Below are 14,454 nucleotides of genomic sequence, written 5' to 3' on the forward strand. Positions count from 1 at the left end.
GTGGAAATTCGCTTGGCTTATGCCGCTAGGCCAGAGAACGCGCATCGGTTTGCGAGTGACATCGTTAGGGCGGCGCAAGATGTGAGTGGTGTGGAGCTCGACTATACCGCGCCAAGCGTTCAAGTGGTCGATGAGATTTTGGATGAGTTGCGGCGCGATGAAGTTCCATTGGAGGATATTGCCGAGACGCTTTTCGGCTTCGGGTGTTATGTGGGGGAAGTGATGGTCCGCAACTCTCAGGGGTCGTGGCGCTCCAGGCTTGGGCGCATCGAGCATGAAATCTACGAGTTCCCTTTCGTAATTCAACTTTCGGGGAGTCGCAGCTGCGATCCAATCGGCAAGGCGTTCAAGAGGTTTAAGAATGGGTCGGAGGATAGTCTAATGTACTTCTATACTATATTCTGCGGTGGATTGGCGTAAAATATTCGAGGCTGGGTGTATTTATTGATCTATTGCACCGGCTAAGGGGTGAAGAGATGGGCGATTATTACGACTTCTTTATTGCGGTGGACATCTCGGCCGATCTTGATGCTGTCACATGTCAAGAGATTGGCTGGCATCTTGGGTGTATCCCTGAGGAGCCAAATAACCATCGTGCATTGGATAACTGGGATGATCTGGGAGGGCCTTTCCCTGTATTTGCGGGTGGGATTGCCAGTCATGCTTTCCCTGGGGTGGATGTATGTGCGATGCTTCGCACCTCGGGTGGGCCACTTGTGGAAAGTGGACCCATTTGGGCGTTGACGATCAGGAAATGTATTCATGAGGACGAATTTGGCGTGGCTATCGATGTCATTGAATGGATTCTTTCGCATGGTGCCCACGAAGGAGTGGTTGGCCATGTGAAGGGCAGCAGTGATGACATACTTGGAATGCTGGAATGGCGCCAAGGTTGCCTAAATGTTGTCCGCAGATAAATTTGACGCCCGCCGTCGCCGGCCGCCAGCCCTGCCCCGCCAGCAGCCGCGCGGTACGGTCGCAGCGTGAGCGATCAGCACCTGCAGTCCCTCCACCACTCGGCCACCTCCCTGGCACCGGACGCCGTGGCCCAGCTGCCCGTCGAGGACCTGGTCTACGAGGCCGCCGATGCCACCGTCCGCACCGGCGATCCAGAGCACGGGCAGCTGCTACTGGCCGAGCTGGAGCGCCGCGGCGACCATGCACTGTGGGACGTGGCCCTGGTGTGCCTCGGACCGCTCTCCTCCCGCCCCGTCTACGGCCTTCCCGAGGAGGCCAGCGTGGACCGCCTGCGGCAGATCGCCCGAACCACGCCCGACGCGGTCACCGCCCTGGTTCTCGAACTCCAGGCCCGGCACCGCAGCATCGGCAGGCAGGCCGCGCACACGGTCTGGCAGCAGGCACCCGCCGACGCCCGGCACACCGCCGTGCTCCAGCTGCTCATCATGCTGTGCTGGTCGGTCGGGTCCGAGCACGGCCGCCCGACCCCCGCGCAGACGGCGTCACTGATCAAGAACCTCGTCATCACACCCGGCGCGTCGCAGTGACCCAGTCGCTCGACCGGCCCGCGCCCCGCCGGATGACCGCCAACCGATAGTCCGACTTCCGCCTCCCCCGGCGGGTCGCGGACGCACTGACCCGCCCAGCGTGGATTGCTGAGCCCATGGACACACTGAACCCCCTGCGGTTCCGCGACGACCTGGCCGACCTGCTGCGGGACCACTACGGCCCTCCCAGAGACCGACCGCTCCATCTCAAGGTCGGCAGCCAGCTGGCCCAGACACTGGCCAGCACGCTCCAGAATGGCTACTTCGAAGAGCTTCTGACCGCAGCCATCGAAGCCGACCGACAGTGGTGCGCGCCGGTACCCCCGGACTCGCCGACCAGCTTCTCCTCCCTTGTGGACTTCACGCTGCGTCGAGCCGTCCAGGACCCCGAAGAGATTCCGGAGATCAGGATCGCCTGGCACACCCTGCTCGCGCTCCACTCGACCCTGGGGACCGGCTTCGCTCTCTTCGCCAGCTGCATGCGCAGCGCCGCGCGGGAATCCGGTCGCGTCGCCGCCACCTCCTAGATCCCCACCCCCGTCCCGGGCCCGCCGGGAGCCGGAGCCGAAGATCTACCGTGGAAGAGCACGAGCCGGAGGTGCTCCGTGGAGAAGGCCTCGATGATCTGCGAGGGGTGCGGGCAGCCAGCCGCCTGGACGCCCTACGGCCGCTGCTCTTGGGACTGCTACGACCAGGACCGGAGCACCGAGCGGGAGCAGCAGGCGATGATCGACGCCGCACCGCAGGCCTTCGCGTTCTTCATGGGTCTGGCGCCCGGGCGCCGGATCGACTCCTCCGAGTAATCCGTGCCGCCCTTCCGTCTCCCGATCGAGGTCGCGCTCGCCAAGCCGATCGAGCACCTGCCGACCAGCGCCGCGGGCAGCCTTGCAGAACCGAAGGCCGACGGATGGAGAGCCATTGTGGTGGCCGGCCCCCACCCCCGGGTGTACAGCCGGCACGGCACCGACCTGACCCGCGCGTTCGCCGACGTCGCCGAAGCCGCCCGCCACCTCACCCCCTGCGTACTGGACGGCGAGCTACTGGCCGTGAAGCCCGACGGCACCGCCTCCTTCACCCTGCTCCAGACCCGATCCGGCAAAGGACCGAGACCCGGCGCCGGATTCGCCGTCCACCTCGCCGCGTTCGACGCCCTGGCCCGCGGAGACGAGACCGACCTACGCCGACTGCCCTACCTGGAGCGTCGCGCCCACCTCCTGGACCTTCTGCAGAACGGCCCCGCGGCGATCCAGCCGCTGCCAGCCACCGAGGACCTCACCGAGGCCCGCCGCTGGTTCGGCACCCTCGGGGGCGCCATCGAGGGCTGCGTCCTGAAGCCGACCACCTCCCGCTACCTCGCCGACTACGGCTCCGGGTGGCGGAAGTACCGCGTCAGGACCACCGTCGACGCCGCCATCGTCGGCATCGTCCCCGGCCGCACGCCCGCCGCGCAGGCCGCCGTCCTCGCCCAGCCCGACGCCCGCGGACGACTGCGCCCCGTCGGCGTCAGCCTTCCCCTCGGTGGCGCGCTGCGCGCCGAGCTCGCCGACCTGCTGCGCCCGGCTGGTGCGATGTCCGAGCTATCGGGCACCGTCGGCGGTCTGCCCGGCAGCCCGCCGGTGCCCTACCTGCCGGTGCATCCGGATGTCGTAGTGGAGATCTCGGTCGACCAGCAGAAGCCCGAGTCCGGCCGCTACCGTCACCGGCCGCGCGTCCTTCGCAGACGAGCCGACCTCACCGCGGACCAGCTCACCTCTGCGGGATCGCCTAAGCGCTGAGCGGGCGTCAGCCAGCCAAGAAGTGGGGAGGGGGACTGTCATGACGGACGATGACGACTTCGATCTCGCTTCTCTGCGCTCTTGGCCCCACCTCGTCGGCGTCGACGTCGACGAGGCGAGGGCCGTGATCGAGGCTGAGGATTCGGGCCTGCATGTTGGGCCCGTGGCGATGGACCACGACATCACGTGTGACTTCAGGCCGGACCGGGTGTGGCTGTGGTACGACCCGGACACGCGCCTGGTCAGCGCGACACCCCGCGTCGGCTGACCACACCGGGCCTCCTGGTCGACGATGGGAAAAGTCCCTTCATCTCGACCAAGTCGCTCCGGACGGCCCGTTCAGACATCGGCCGCGAAACTTTGCCATTCCGTTATCTGGCGGCCCGGGGAAGCCGGCCGGGGGAGCGGAACGCGGTCGTGGCCCTGTCCGCTCACAGCGCGCGGCCCCGGCGACCGCGATCGGCCTGCCGGGGCCGACTGCAATGGGTGGGTGCGAGTTGGCCGACGCGCTGGTGCGAGATGCCGGGCACCGCTCCTGCGTCGCGGACCGACAGCCCAGCCCCGGTCAAGGCGCGGGCTGAGGCTGGGCTGCGCGGCGGCGCGGTCCTTAGTCCCGCCTGGGCGCTGGGGGAACGTGCTTGTGCACGGTGGACAGGATTTCGCCGCCGGCGGATACCAGAGTGGTGAGCTTGGCACGCAGCTCGTTGTCCTGCGGCGCCTTCCGTAGGACGACCCGGACCTCTTCGGTCGCCTTCGCCGCGACGTTACGCAGTCCGAGCGGTGCTCTTTTGCTCTGCCACCACCGGGCGCCGGCTGCCGTGCTGTCGATGACCAAGCTGGGGCGGGTGCCCTCGGAGCGGGAACGCCCCGACCCAGGCGGAAGCCGGCGCGCGCTTCCGCGAGGCACGGTCTGGCGGCTCGTGCGTGCGGCGTCTAGTGGTGTTGAACCCACCAGATCACGCCAGAAACGACAGCGGTTCCGGCTGCTGTAGCCGCACCGCGGACCAGGTTGAACACGGCCACTTTCCCGTACCGGCGCATCCAGAGCCTGCTGCGTTCCGCACGCAGGGCAGGCTCGGTCCCGGTTGTGCTCACATGCATGTCCCTAGGCTCCACGGTGCAACCCTTCCGCTCATGTCGTTGCCAAGTGGGTGCAGAACTGAATCCACTGTGGGGTGCGCGAGATGCGGGGAGGCGCACTGTGTCGATGGATGACGCAGGTTGACGCTGCGTCGGCTTGTCGGCCTCGTCAACCTCCTTCAAACTTGGCGAAGGTTGACGGACGGAGGTCGTGATGGCCCGCATCGAAATGCCAGATAAGCGGAAAGTGCCCCCTGGGCCCCACCGTGAGCTGCTGTTCGCCTTGCACCAGCTGCATGAGGACGCAGGCTGGCCCGGTGGTCGCTGGATCAGTCAGCAGATCAAAGCCCAGGATTACAGCGGCTCGATGAGCCACGAACGCTTTCGGACCTTGATGCGTGGAGAGGGTTTCCCCCGCTGGATCAACCTTGAGCCGGTCGTCCGCGTTCTGACCCTGCGTTCCATCCCGGCGCGCAATCCTGACGCCGATGCCACCCGGTTACAGGCGCTCTGGAAGGCCGCCGAGCAGGCCCAGCAGACTGCGCCGCCGTTGCCCATGCCGTCGCCCCTCGACCAACCCAATGGCATCGAAGCAGCGTCCACTGCCTTGACGGACCCGGAGGAGCAGGCCAACAGGCTGCTGTTGGAAGCAGAAGTGCAAGCGTCGAGGATGGTGAGTGAGGCGTCCGCGGACGCATCCAGAGTGCTGCTCTCAGCCGGGCGCAAGGCCGAGTCGCTTCTCACAGAGATTGAGAACCGGCGCGCCAGCGCCGAGGCCGAGGCCGAGGCACTCCGCGCTCAGGCCGCCGACGAGCTGACCCGCGCGCTCCGCGATGCCCGCGACATGCGCATCGTGGCGGAGGCCGAAGCCCGACGAATTGTCGAGGACACCCAGGCTCTCAGAGAAGCTCGAGCCGAGGCGCGACGCGTTGTCCAGGAGGCTCGGAACGAGGCCGAGCGGATCACCGTCCACTCCCAACGTGAACTTGGCGCGCTTTCCCGTCGCCGAGCAGATCTCGACAGTGAAATCTCCCGCGTTCAAGACGTGTTGACAGCATTGGAGAGCGTGGAAGCGCTCGCCCAAGCTGGTAGTAGCGAGGCTGAGTTCGAGCGTGCCTGCCAGGGGGCGGTCAGGACGATGCTCGCCGGTGCGGAGACCGAGGCGTGTCGCATCGTCGACAGGGCTCGGGCCGAGGCCCAGCGGATCACGGACGAGGGAAGGCGTGAAGTCGACGAGCTCGTCCGGCGCCGTAGAGACCTCAACCGTGAAATCGCCAGGACTCAAGACGTGGTGGACGCCCTGGAGATGTTCGAACACCCGCCTGAGCGCTTGTAGGTTCCGATCTGACTTGTCATCCGGAACGGCCGTGACCTGCGGCGAGGGGCGAGCGTCTGGACGACTTGTCGGCGGATTCGTCCGGCCGATCTGTCCGATTCCTCGGAGATCGTGCTTGTACCGGCCGGGGTGACAGGTTGCTCGGACGCCTGACCTGCGGCTTCCCGCTGGTGGCGTCGGATCGATGACAACTCGACCGGAACTGACCGATCTAACCGGAACCTACGCCGGTCACCAGGCGCCGTGCCGCCAGGATGGTCCCCTGGTGGGCGATTTCAGTCACTTTGACCACGTCGCCGGTGTGTGGAGCCTGGACGAGGAGTCCTGCGCCGATAACCATGGCGACGTGTTCGGGCTGGGCTGCGGTGCCGTGGGTGAACACCAGGTCGCCCGGCAACAGAGCATCGACGGGTACGGCGATCCCTTCGTTGACCTGGGTGTAGGTGGTCCGGGTGAGCTGGATGCCGGCGACTCCATACGCGCGCTGCACAAGTGAGGAGCAGTCACATCGTCCGGCCGGATCGCTGCCATGCGGATTCGTGCAGCTTCCGCCCCACTGGTACGGGGTCCCCAGCTGGCCGAGCGCCCACTGGATCGCGGTGCGCACCGCAACCGGCACATCGACCGGGATCTGGTAGCCGGGCGGGAGCGTACCGGGCGGGATCGCGCCGAAGCCGGCACCCGCCTGACCGGCGCACCCGCCGACGTCCCCCCACCCGCTGCCGCCTTCCCAGGCCCCGCCGGGCCGCGCCGCGGCCAAGGTCGGGGCGATGGCCTGCTGCAGCGTGGTTGCCAGGGGCTCGTGCTTGGCGTAGGCGTCGGGGAAACCGGACTGCTGCACACGCTGCGCGGCGACGGTCAGGGGCAGCTGCTCCCAGCCGTCGACTGCTGTCAGCGCGGTGTAGAACTTGGTGCTGGCGTAGACGGGGTCGTGGATCTGCTCGCGGGTGCCCCACCCCTGGGAGGGGCGTTGCTGGAAGAGACCAACGGAATCCAGGTCGCCACCCCACAGGTCCTGCAGCCCGGATTCCTGGAGGGCGGTGGCCAGTGCAATGACCTGGCCGCGGGCGGGGATGTGCATCGCGACACCGGTTGCCACGATGGCCTTCGCGTTGGGGATCTGCTCGGCAGGTTCTGAAAGGCCCGGCACGGTGACGGTGCCGGTGGCGCCGGCCAGGACCGCCTGGACCTGCTGGGCAACCTGCGCGCCGTCGACGCCCTGCAGTCCATCGGCGCCACCGCGGCGCCCACCGGGAGCGGAGCCGCGGGCTTGCCTCGAGGTCGACGTCGGCGACCATGGCGCGGACCACGGCGACGGGGTCGACCTGCGGGCACAGGCTCAGCAGCATCGGCTCGCCGACCAGCGACTTGATCAGCGCCTCCAGCGCCTGGAGCCGCGCCTTCTTTGCTGCCGACGGGGCGTGCGAGTAGTTCGCGGCGGCCACCTGCCAGATTGCCCAGTAGGTGCCGTGCGTCGTCCAGATGACGTTGCCTTCGATGTGCCGGATCGGCAGCCTCATGCTTCAGTCCCCCAGGTTGGTGTGGCGGGCGAGGAGGGCCTGCACCCCGGAGGCGACCGGGGCGCCGGCCGATGCGGTCGGTCGGGGTGCAGCCCGAGGTGCGGCGGGCTCGGGGGCCGGCCGGGCTGAGGCAGCAGGCCCGGCGACGGCGTTGGCCGGAGCGTCGGCGGGATGGGCAGCCGGGCTGTCCGGGGCGGTGCCGATGTCGGCGAGGGCGTGGCAGCGCAGCGGCCGGGCCAGGCGGAAGGCCCGGCCGTGCAGGCGCCCGGCACGCGGCGCGGCGAGCATCATCGCCACGCTGGCCATGGCCGCGAGCGGGTTGCGGCCGTCGATGTGCAGTTGCCGCAGCGCGAATGCCGCGCCGAACGGAGCGCCGACTACCACCACCGCATCCACCCAGCCGTGCCCGCCCCACACCGGACGGGTCAGCACCAGCAGGACGACGGTGGAGACCATCGCCCCCAGCTGGGTGATCGTGTACGGGCCGCCCACCAGGCGCAGGTTGCGCCCGTCGCCGCCGCGGACGACGCCGACGACCAGCGGGCTGCTGCGGGCCTTGGTGTAGCAGCGTCCGATCAGCTCGCCCTCGCCGTCCGACAGGGCAGCCGCTTCGGTGCTCATCGGTCACCCTGCTGGACGGAGGCGGGCCCGTTGTACTGCGTGATGTCCTGGGTGGTCTTGTCCTTGAGCAGGGACATGTTGGCCGACAGGCCCCAGACGATGGCGGCCATGATGCAGGCCATGATCGTCGGGCCGGGCGCCTTCGTCTTCCAGCCGACGACCAGGACGAACAGCCCGCACAGCACGGGGATACCGACGTTGAAGATCAGGCTCTTGAGGTCGTTGCCGACCCCGGTCCCGGTGGAGATCCACCCAGCGGCGAGGATGACGGTGGGGTGCATGACGAACTCCCTGGTGTCGTTGAGTCAGGAGGAAGAGGTGGGAGAGGGATTGGCCGCGGCCGGACGGCTCGGGGAGGTGGCGGCCGGGGTAGCAGGTCTGCTCACCGGCGCCTCGGCGGGGGCGCCGTCCAGGGCGGCGATCTCCCAGCGGCCGGCTCGGGCCCGGAGGGTGAGCGCGTAAGTCAGCGGAACCCGCATCCCGTCCCGCCCGGTGGCACGCAGCACGACCAGCAGCCGAACCCGCGTCCCGTCGCCCGGCACCGAGGCCACCGCATCGCCGCCCTGTTCGCCCTCGACGGCCAGCTCGTCGACGGCCAGACCGGTGTACGGCGCCGGGCTGATCGCGGTCAGCTCTGTACCCGGAGCGAGGTAGCGGTCCAGCTCCCCCGCGCCCGTGAGGTACGCCCCGAGGAACGCGGTGGCGGCCTGGGTCAGCGGATCGCTCGGCAGCGCCGGCCGCAGCGGCCCGTACACCAACCCCGGCACCTGGACGCGCGGCTGCGCGGACACCTCCGCCGGCATCCCCAGCGCCACATACCCCATCGCCCCACCACCGGCAGGCGCGGTCGCCACCGGCACCTGGAAGTAGCGCACCGCCTCCGCCGCCGACGGCTGCGCGCTCGGGCCGCTGCTCCCCTCGGCCGCCGACGACGCGGCAGCCACCGTGGCCGTGCCGGAGGCGTTGACGATGCGGGCGGCCACCGTCACCGACCACACATCCCGATCGGTCTGCCGCAGCCGAACCACCGTCAGCTGCTCACCGCTGCGCCGACCGGACGCTCCTTCCAGGCGGACGTCGGTGGCGCCCGGGTAGTAGGCGGCGAGCTTGGCCTGGTCGCCGTCGCCCGCGCTGATGTAGGCGGCGACGAAGAGCTGGGCGAACCCGGCCGCGCCCTGGGAGCCGGCGGACGGTGCGCTCGCCGCGGGCTGCGGTCGGACGGGACCTGCCGCAGTCGGGACGGAGCACAGGGCGGCGCCGCCGAGCAGCGGGCCGAGGACGAGCAGCCCCCAGGCCGCCCACCGGATCACCGCTGCCGCGTTGGCAGACGCACCGGTCGACAAGGACCAGCCGCCCGCCGCCTCCGGCGCGTCCTCGGTGATCCACTCCTGCCCGGATCCGCTCGACTCGGCAGGCGGCATCGCCTGACGGCGCAGCAGGGACTTCATGCCTCACCGCCCAGTCGGAAGGATGTGGTGGCCAGCCAGCTCGGCGATCCGCTTGCGCAGCTGCGCTTCGGGCCGCTGCTGCAAGACCCGCAGCGAGGCGAGGACCTGGGAGGCGTCCTGGTCGAGGAAGGCCCGCAGGCGGTCGTGGGTGTCGGTGTCGAAGGGGCGATGCACCAGGGCGGCGCCGAGGTGGATGAGCAGGCGCTGGGCGCGGGTAACGCGCTCCTCGTCGGCGTCGAGGCGGGTGGTGGTCATGAGGGGTCGTTCCTTTCGAAGGTCGGAGTGGAGGTGGCCGTGGCCGGGAGAGTGCGGCGCCGGGGCATCGGGCGACCCGGCTGGGAGCGCGCACGGGAGAAAGAGGCGGTTCGCACGGGCTGGGCGAGGAGGCCGTTCACCGCGCCACCGCTGTGGCGGCCGGGCATCCCGGGCAGCAGTACACGCTGTGGCTGTCGGCAGACGTCTGCTCGTGGCGCGGATCACCAGGCTGCTGCTCGGCGCGGGCGGTGTGGGCGAGGAGATCCCAGGCGTAGGCGGTGAAGGGGTGACCGGGGCCGAAGGCAAGGGCACTGGCGTCGACCAGGCCCAGGGCCCGGGCCTGTGCGGTGACCACCCCGCCCTCTGTCAGGACGCTGCGGATGGCCTCGTACTCCTGGCGGAACCAGCGCGGAGGCACCGGCAACTCGGCCGCGGCGATGGCTGGCTGCGCCGGGATGGCGCGCGCCGCCTGCCGCGGGGTGCTGCGCCAGATCAGCTCTTCGGCGGGCCCTATCTGCGGGCGGTTTCGCAGTGTGCGGAACGTGCGGCACACCAGCGGCACCGGCCACAGGACGAGCACGGTGGTCCAGGCGGCAGCTGCGGCCAGGGTGGCGGCCGGGCCGGTGCCGATCTCCCAGCGGAAGCGCGACCAGGTGCTGCTGATCCCGTCGAAGGCCAGGTAGGCGAGTCCGAGGGTGAGGTAACTGAGGGCACCGAGCAGGAGCAGGCGCTCGGACGTACCGAGGGGGAGAAGACCGGGCAGGGGAGTGGGCAGCATCAGTTCTCCTGGGATTGATGAGGGGTGGTCAGGCCGCAGTCGGTCGCAGCGCGGTTTTGAGGGCACGGACGGCGCGGGAGCGGCGCCGCCGCCAGGCATCCGGTGTGATGCCGGCCGTGGCGGCGGCCTGGACGTCCGGGACGGGGGCGGCGGTGTAGTGCCAGGCGATGGCCCGGCCGTCATCCGGCGAGAGAGTGCCAGCCTCCATCGCGTCCAGGAGCAGCTCCAGCAACTCCAGCCGGGCGAAGCTCGCCTCCTGCTCGCCGACAGGATTCGGGTGGAGGCCGGCGGCGGCCGCGGTGGTGTGAACGGCGTGGGTGTGGGCGTAGTCGGCCGGCCCGGGGGTCGGGTCGGCCAGCTCCTCGGCAAGGACCAGGTCCTCGCCGTGCTCCTCGCGGTCGGCAGCAAGGTCGCGGCAGACCCGGCCGAGCGTGTCGAGGAGCAGGTTGGCGGCGGGCCGACCAGGGCGGGTGTGGATCCGGCCGGAGCACGCCGTCTCGTACAGGGCGGCGATCACCAGGTGGCCGACGGCGTCGAAGGTGCGGCCGCCGAAGGACCGGACCTGGCCGCGGGTCATGCGGACCGCGGCCGGGACCATGGCCTGCACGACGATGCGCGCGGCGAGAGCGGCTGCCCGGTCACGGCCGCACGCACGCCGCAAGAGGGCGCGCAGCACGGCGTCGGTCAACGCGTCCGACAGCAGCCCGCCGCCCGGCCGCAGGGCGGCCAGCAGCTGCTCCGGGCCCAGCGCGTCCACCCAGGAGCCGACCGCGCGAGCGACCTCGGCGGCCAGGTGATCGGCCGTCAGCCAGCCGGTCGCAGCGGCCCGCACGGAGGCGTCCGCGCACAGTTCCGCCCAGTCGGCATCCAGACGGCTGAAGATTCCGCCGGCATTCCGGGCGGGGTGTTGCAGCTCCACGGCACAGCTCCTTTCGGATCTCGTGCCGTGAACTCTCCTCATCGGGGCTTGCCCAAGGGCTTGCCCGCGCCTCGAAAAGCCCAGCTCACAGGCTTGCCCATTTCAGATCGGGCTGGGCAAGCCTGGGCGGGCAAGCCTTACCGACCCTGGGCAAGCCCCTGGGGAGACGACGTCGCGCCGGGCTCCGTCACCCGATCGCCCCGAAGACACAGCGCGGCCCCGGACCGCTGCTGCGGGTCCGGGGCCGCGGGGGTGTTGCGGGCCAAGCCGGGGTGATCAGACGTAGAGGTCGGGTACGTCCGGCCGGGTGAGCCAGGCCAGGTACTCCTGGCGGACGTACTCGAGGGCGCCCTCGGGCCGACGCCACCGGGCGCAGTCCGGCCCATAGGGGCCGGCCGTCCCGTCCGCGTGGTCCAGGTCGTGCTGCAGAAGGAGGTCCGCGCTCGATTCGGCGCGCAGGAAAGACGCCTCGTCCGCGGTGCCCGAGGTGAGCTGCTGGTGCAGGACCCGGTCGTCGGCGGCGGCATGGCGCAGCAGGATCTCGCGCCTCTCGTACGTCGACACCGGCGGGTAGTGGGCCGGCCGATGCGTAGGGTCCAGGTCCGCGCGCATGCGGGCGAGGGTGCCGATTTCGACGTCCAGCTCGGGGGCTTGTGCGTATGCCTGGTCGTAGCTCGGGATGCCGTCGTCGGTCATGGAGTTGTCCGCCTGGTCGTCGGGGGCGATGGTGCGGCTGAGGTGCCCTGCGGCCTCGCCGACGAACGCGGCCAGGCCGCGCACGCGGCGCAGCTGGGCGAGGCGGAGCTCCGGTGTGACCGGGTGCGCCGTCAGCTCCGGACCGATCTCGCCCACGTTCAGCAGTACCCGGCCGAGGTCGGCTGCACTGATGTGCCTCGGGTTGGGCAGGTCCTGCCCGTCGGTGATGTCCATGATCGTCCTCTCTAAGCAGGGGGAGCGCTGGCGGCCGCCAGTCAGGGCGTGCCCGGGCGTTCCACCCGTTCAGCAGGGCGTGGCCAGTATGTGCCCTGACCGCTCTGCCGCGTTGTCGTTGGCGCCGGATGCCCAGCCGGCTGTGCAGCTCTCGGTGCTCCTGGCCGGCCGGGCTGTGCGGTCCTGAGGTTCCCCGTCAGCGCAGGTACCGGGCGAGGAACTGGTCGGCGTCCTGCAGGGTCGCAAGGGGAGCGGTGTAGAAGCTGCTGCCGCTGCGGCGCTCCTGGTAGGCGCGCAGCGCGGAGGTGACGTCGTATCGGCGGGCCGCCAGGGCGCACATCACGCGGGAGCCAGCGGCGAGGTTCTCGGCGCGGATGTCCTTCCCGGTGGCGCCGTCGACGGTGTACGGGATCTGGAAGGCCGTCACCTGGCCGGTGCGGCCGGTCTGGGTGACCGTGCCGATTTCGTAGTGGGTGCCGTGGCCGACGGTGCGCCGCTCGATGAGGACGAGGTCGCCGACCTGGGCGGTGATGGTCTGCTCGTGCTGGGACATGGTGGTGCGTCTCCTTTGGTGAGGAGGGTGTTCTGGGTGCCGCGGGGTGCCACTTCCCGAGCAAGAAAACTGTATCGCTTGATTTATACCCATGTCTGCCATGCAACGTGAAACGCCACCAGAATGGGCTACCGATGCGGGTGGGCCACGGCACCACACCAGCGGCACCGGGCCCGGCGACGGGCTACGACGGCAGGTAGGCGCCGATACGCTCTTCGCCGGGCAGGTAGCCCGCCAGCAGGGCGGCCACCTCGCGCAGCCGCTGAGGAGTCACAGCTGTCCGGGCCGGGCGCGCGCGACCCCGGCCACCCAGCGCGGCCTCGACCTCGGCCGGGGCCGGAACCAGGCGCGACCCCCGGTAGCGCAGGCCATCCGACTCCGGCGAATCCACCGACAGATCGTCAGCCGACGACCGGAATGCCGCAGCCTCACCCACGTCCAGGGCAGTCGCCCAGCCCCAGCGCGCATCCCACAGCAGCACCGCGGGCCGGTCCGCCGCCGGTGAGGGGAGGTCGATCGCCAACTGCCCCAGGCCGCCCACACCGGCCGACCACCGCAGCCGGTCCGTGCCGCCGGTCACCTTCCTACAGACGGCTTCGCCGTACACCCGCACCGCCCGGAGGTTCTGCTCCGCGACGCGGTCGAGCGCATCGGGCAGAAGCCGCGAGAGCGCCCAGACAGGCACGCCGGTCTGCTCCTGGACGAGCTCGGCCTGCTCCTCACCGTGCTCCAGCACGTGACGTGCGATCACCTCGGTCCGGACCACGGCCAGCACCTCGCGGGCCGTCTCCGGATGAATCCCGAGCGCCCGGGCCAGCGCCTCCGCCGTGGTCCGCGGATTGCCCGCAAGCAGCGCGGCCGCGCGAGGACGGATCTCCTCGCGCGGGATCAGGTCCACGCTCCCAAGGGGCCGGCCACCTGCTCCCCCGCCGCTGCGCAGCGCGTCCCATTCCTGCACCGGCCCCTTGGGCCAGTGCAGGACGCCGCAGACGTCCACCGAGGCGGGCACCTCGGGCAGGCCTGCCGTGTTGCCGGGCGCGTAGAGGTCGCTGTGGTACTTGTCCCAGGAGCGGACGTCGATGTGGAGCAGCGCCGCGACCTCATACCGGTCGAGAAGGTCGCTCGGCCCCGCGGGCCCGAGCTCCGGGATCTCCCGGCCGGCGCGATAGGCATCGGTCTGCCCGCCGTCCCAGAGTGTCGGCTTCACCGGCGCCGACGTGACGGGTGATGGAAACCCGGGCGCCTGGTGGATCTTCTTCTTTCGGAACATCGGCAGGCTCATCTGCCAGTCATCGGCAAGTTCCGCCACCGTGCGCGCGAGATCCCTTCGATCGGCGCGGATCATGGCCACCCCTTCGGCGATTGACGCTCTTCCGGCTGGAAGGGCCGGTCCGGCGACGACCCGTCCGGCAGATAAAACCGTATCGCACCTTATTCTCCGGGTGTGTTGGCATCGCCCGGTCCAAGGACGGAGAGATAGCGGCGTTCATGCCCAGATCCGGCCCGCTGGATCCGCTACGCTGACCCACGCGCTTCCTTCGTGGGGTGTTCTGGGGCCGGCACCCGTGCCACCCGCGCGAGCGGACTGAGGGTGTCGGCCACTTTCATGCTCTGACCCCTCTAGCAAGCGCTGACTGGGTGTAGGGAATCACCCCAGGCCGGGATGACGACCTGCGGCTTTCATGTGGTTCAGCAGACACATCAGGGCCGCTGTCGCGCCTGGTTCAGCAGTTT

The 14,454-nt window shown here is 69.9% G+C and carries 18 protein-coding genes and 1 pseudogene; 8 read left to right on the top strand and 11 right to left on the bottom strand.

Going from position 1 to position 14,454, the window contains the following annotated elements; translation table 11 throughout:
• Positions 1-90: 90 nt before the first annotated feature.
• From P3T39_RS33435 to P3T39_RS33465, 7 genes are all read left to right on the top strand, one after another.
• The gene (locus P3T39_RS33435; RefSeq protein WP_280703029.1) at positions 91-420 is read left to right on the top strand and encodes a hypothetical protein; all 330 of its coding nucleotides are present in this window, start codon (positions 91-93) and stop codon (positions 418-420) included.
• A 56-nt stretch (positions 421-476) separates the two neighbouring features.
• The gene (locus P3T39_RS33440; RefSeq protein ID WP_280703030.1) at positions 477-917 is read left to right on the top strand and encodes a hypothetical protein; all 441 of its coding nucleotides are present in this window, start codon (positions 477-479) and stop codon (positions 915-917) included.
• Positions 918-983: 66 nt separating this feature from the next.
• Positions 984-1,505 (top strand): hypothetical protein, encoded by a 522-nt coding sequence (locus P3T39_RS33445; protein WP_280703031.1) that lies wholly within the window; start codon positions 984-986, stop codon positions 1,503-1,505.
• A 116-nt stretch (positions 1,506-1,621) separates the two neighbouring features.
• Entirely contained in the window at positions 1,622-2,032 is a 411-nt protein-coding gene (locus tag P3T39_RS33450) for a hypothetical protein (protein WP_280703032.1), read from the top strand.
• Positions 2,033-2,110: 78 nt separating this feature from the next.
• The gene (locus P3T39_RS33455; protein WP_280703033.1) at positions 2,111-2,308 is read left to right on the top strand and encodes a hypothetical protein; all 198 of its coding nucleotides are present in this window, start codon (positions 2,111-2,113) and stop codon (positions 2,306-2,308) included.
• A 3-nt stretch (positions 2,309-2,311) separates the two neighbouring features.
• Positions 2,312-3,280, top strand: a complete 969-nt coding sequence (locus tag P3T39_RS33460; RefSeq protein WP_280703034.1) for a hypothetical protein — start codon at positions 2,312-2,314, stop codon at positions 3,278-3,280.
• A gap of 40 nt (positions 3,281-3,320) precedes the next feature.
• Positions 3,321-3,548, top strand: a complete 228-nt coding sequence (locus tag P3T39_RS33465) for a serine protease inhibitor (RefSeq protein WP_280703035.1) — start codon at positions 3,321-3,323, stop codon at positions 3,546-3,548.
• Between the two features lie 339 nt (positions 3,549-3,887).
• Here P3T39_RS33465 and P3T39_RS33470 read toward each other — a convergent pair whose 3' ends face one another.
• Positions 3,888-4,115, bottom strand: coding sequence for a hypothetical protein (locus tag P3T39_RS33470; RefSeq protein ID WP_280703036.1), 228 nt, complete (start codon positions 4,113-4,115; stop codon positions 3,888-3,890).
• 459 nt (positions 4,116-4,574) lie between these two features.
• Here P3T39_RS33470 and P3T39_RS33475 point away from each other — a divergent pair, with 459 nt between their 5' ends.
• A complete protein-coding gene (locus P3T39_RS33475; protein ID WP_280703037.1) occupies positions 4,575-5,696 on the top strand; it encodes a hypothetical protein in 1,122 nt (373 codons plus the stop codon).
• Between the two features lie 211 nt (positions 5,697-5,907).
• On the opposite strand, the pseudogene P3T39_RS33480 reads toward P3T39_RS33475, so the two are convergent.
• The 10 genes and pseudogenes from P3T39_RS33480 to P3T39_RS33525 all read right to left on the bottom strand — a co-directional run.
• Positions 5,908-6,924: pseudogene (locus P3T39_RS33480) on the bottom strand (C40 family peptidase); the annotation flags it as partial.
• A 295-nt stretch (positions 6,925-7,219) separates the two neighbouring features.
• Positions 7,220-7,837 carry a hypothetical protein gene (locus P3T39_RS33485; RefSeq protein WP_280703038.1) on the bottom strand — a complete coding sequence of 206 codons (618 nt, stop codon included), beginning with the start codon at positions 7,835-7,837 and terminating at the stop codon, positions 7,220-7,222.
• Positions 7,834-8,118, bottom strand: coding sequence for a hypothetical protein (locus P3T39_RS33490; protein ID WP_280703039.1), 285 nt, complete (start codon positions 8,116-8,118; stop codon positions 7,834-7,836). The genes P3T39_RS33485 and P3T39_RS33490 overlap by 4 nt, the downstream gene beginning before the upstream one ends.
• A gap of 24 nt (positions 8,119-8,142) precedes the next feature.
• Complete coding sequence (locus P3T39_RS33495) at positions 8,143-9,285, bottom strand: conjugal transfer protein (protein ID WP_280703040.1); 1,143 nt, start codon at positions 9,283-9,285, stop codon at positions 8,143-8,145.
• Between the two features lie 3 nt (positions 9,286-9,288).
• Positions 9,289-9,540 (bottom strand): hypothetical protein, encoded by a 252-nt coding sequence (locus tag P3T39_RS33500; protein ID WP_280703041.1) that lies wholly within the window; start codon positions 9,538-9,540, stop codon positions 9,289-9,291.
• Positions 9,541-9,676: 136 nt separating this feature from the next.
• Positions 9,677-10,318: a hypothetical protein gene (locus P3T39_RS33505; RefSeq protein ID WP_280703042.1), complete on the bottom strand. Its 642-nt coding sequence runs from the start codon at positions 10,316-10,318 to the stop codon at positions 9,677-9,679.
• Positions 10,319-10,346: 28 nt separating this feature from the next.
• Positions 10,347-11,237 (bottom strand): hypothetical protein, encoded by an 891-nt coding sequence (locus P3T39_RS33510; protein ID WP_280703043.1) that lies wholly within the window; start codon positions 11,235-11,237, stop codon positions 10,347-10,349.
• 276 nt (positions 11,238-11,513) lie between these two features.
• Positions 11,514-12,167: a hypothetical protein gene (locus P3T39_RS33515; protein ID WP_280703044.1), complete on the bottom strand. Its 654-nt coding sequence runs from the start codon at positions 12,165-12,167 to the stop codon at positions 11,514-11,516.
• Between the two features lie 196 nt (positions 12,168-12,363).
• Positions 12,364-12,720 carry a hypothetical protein gene (locus tag P3T39_RS33520; RefSeq protein ID WP_280703045.1) on the bottom strand — a complete coding sequence of 119 codons (357 nt, stop codon included), beginning with the start codon at positions 12,718-12,720 and terminating at the stop codon, positions 12,364-12,366.
• 184 nt (positions 12,721-12,904) lie between these two features.
• Positions 12,905-14,065 carry a hypothetical protein gene (locus P3T39_RS33525; protein WP_280703046.1) on the bottom strand — a complete coding sequence of 387 codons (1,161 nt, stop codon included), beginning with the start codon at positions 14,063-14,065 and terminating at the stop codon, positions 12,905-12,907.
• Between the last annotated feature and the right edge of the window lie 389 nt (positions 14,066-14,454).

Source organism: Kitasatospora sp. GP82 (assembly GCF_029892105.1).
In the GTDB taxonomy this organism is placed as follows: Bacteria; Actinomycetota; Actinomycetes; order Streptomycetales; family Streptomycetaceae; genus Kitasatospora.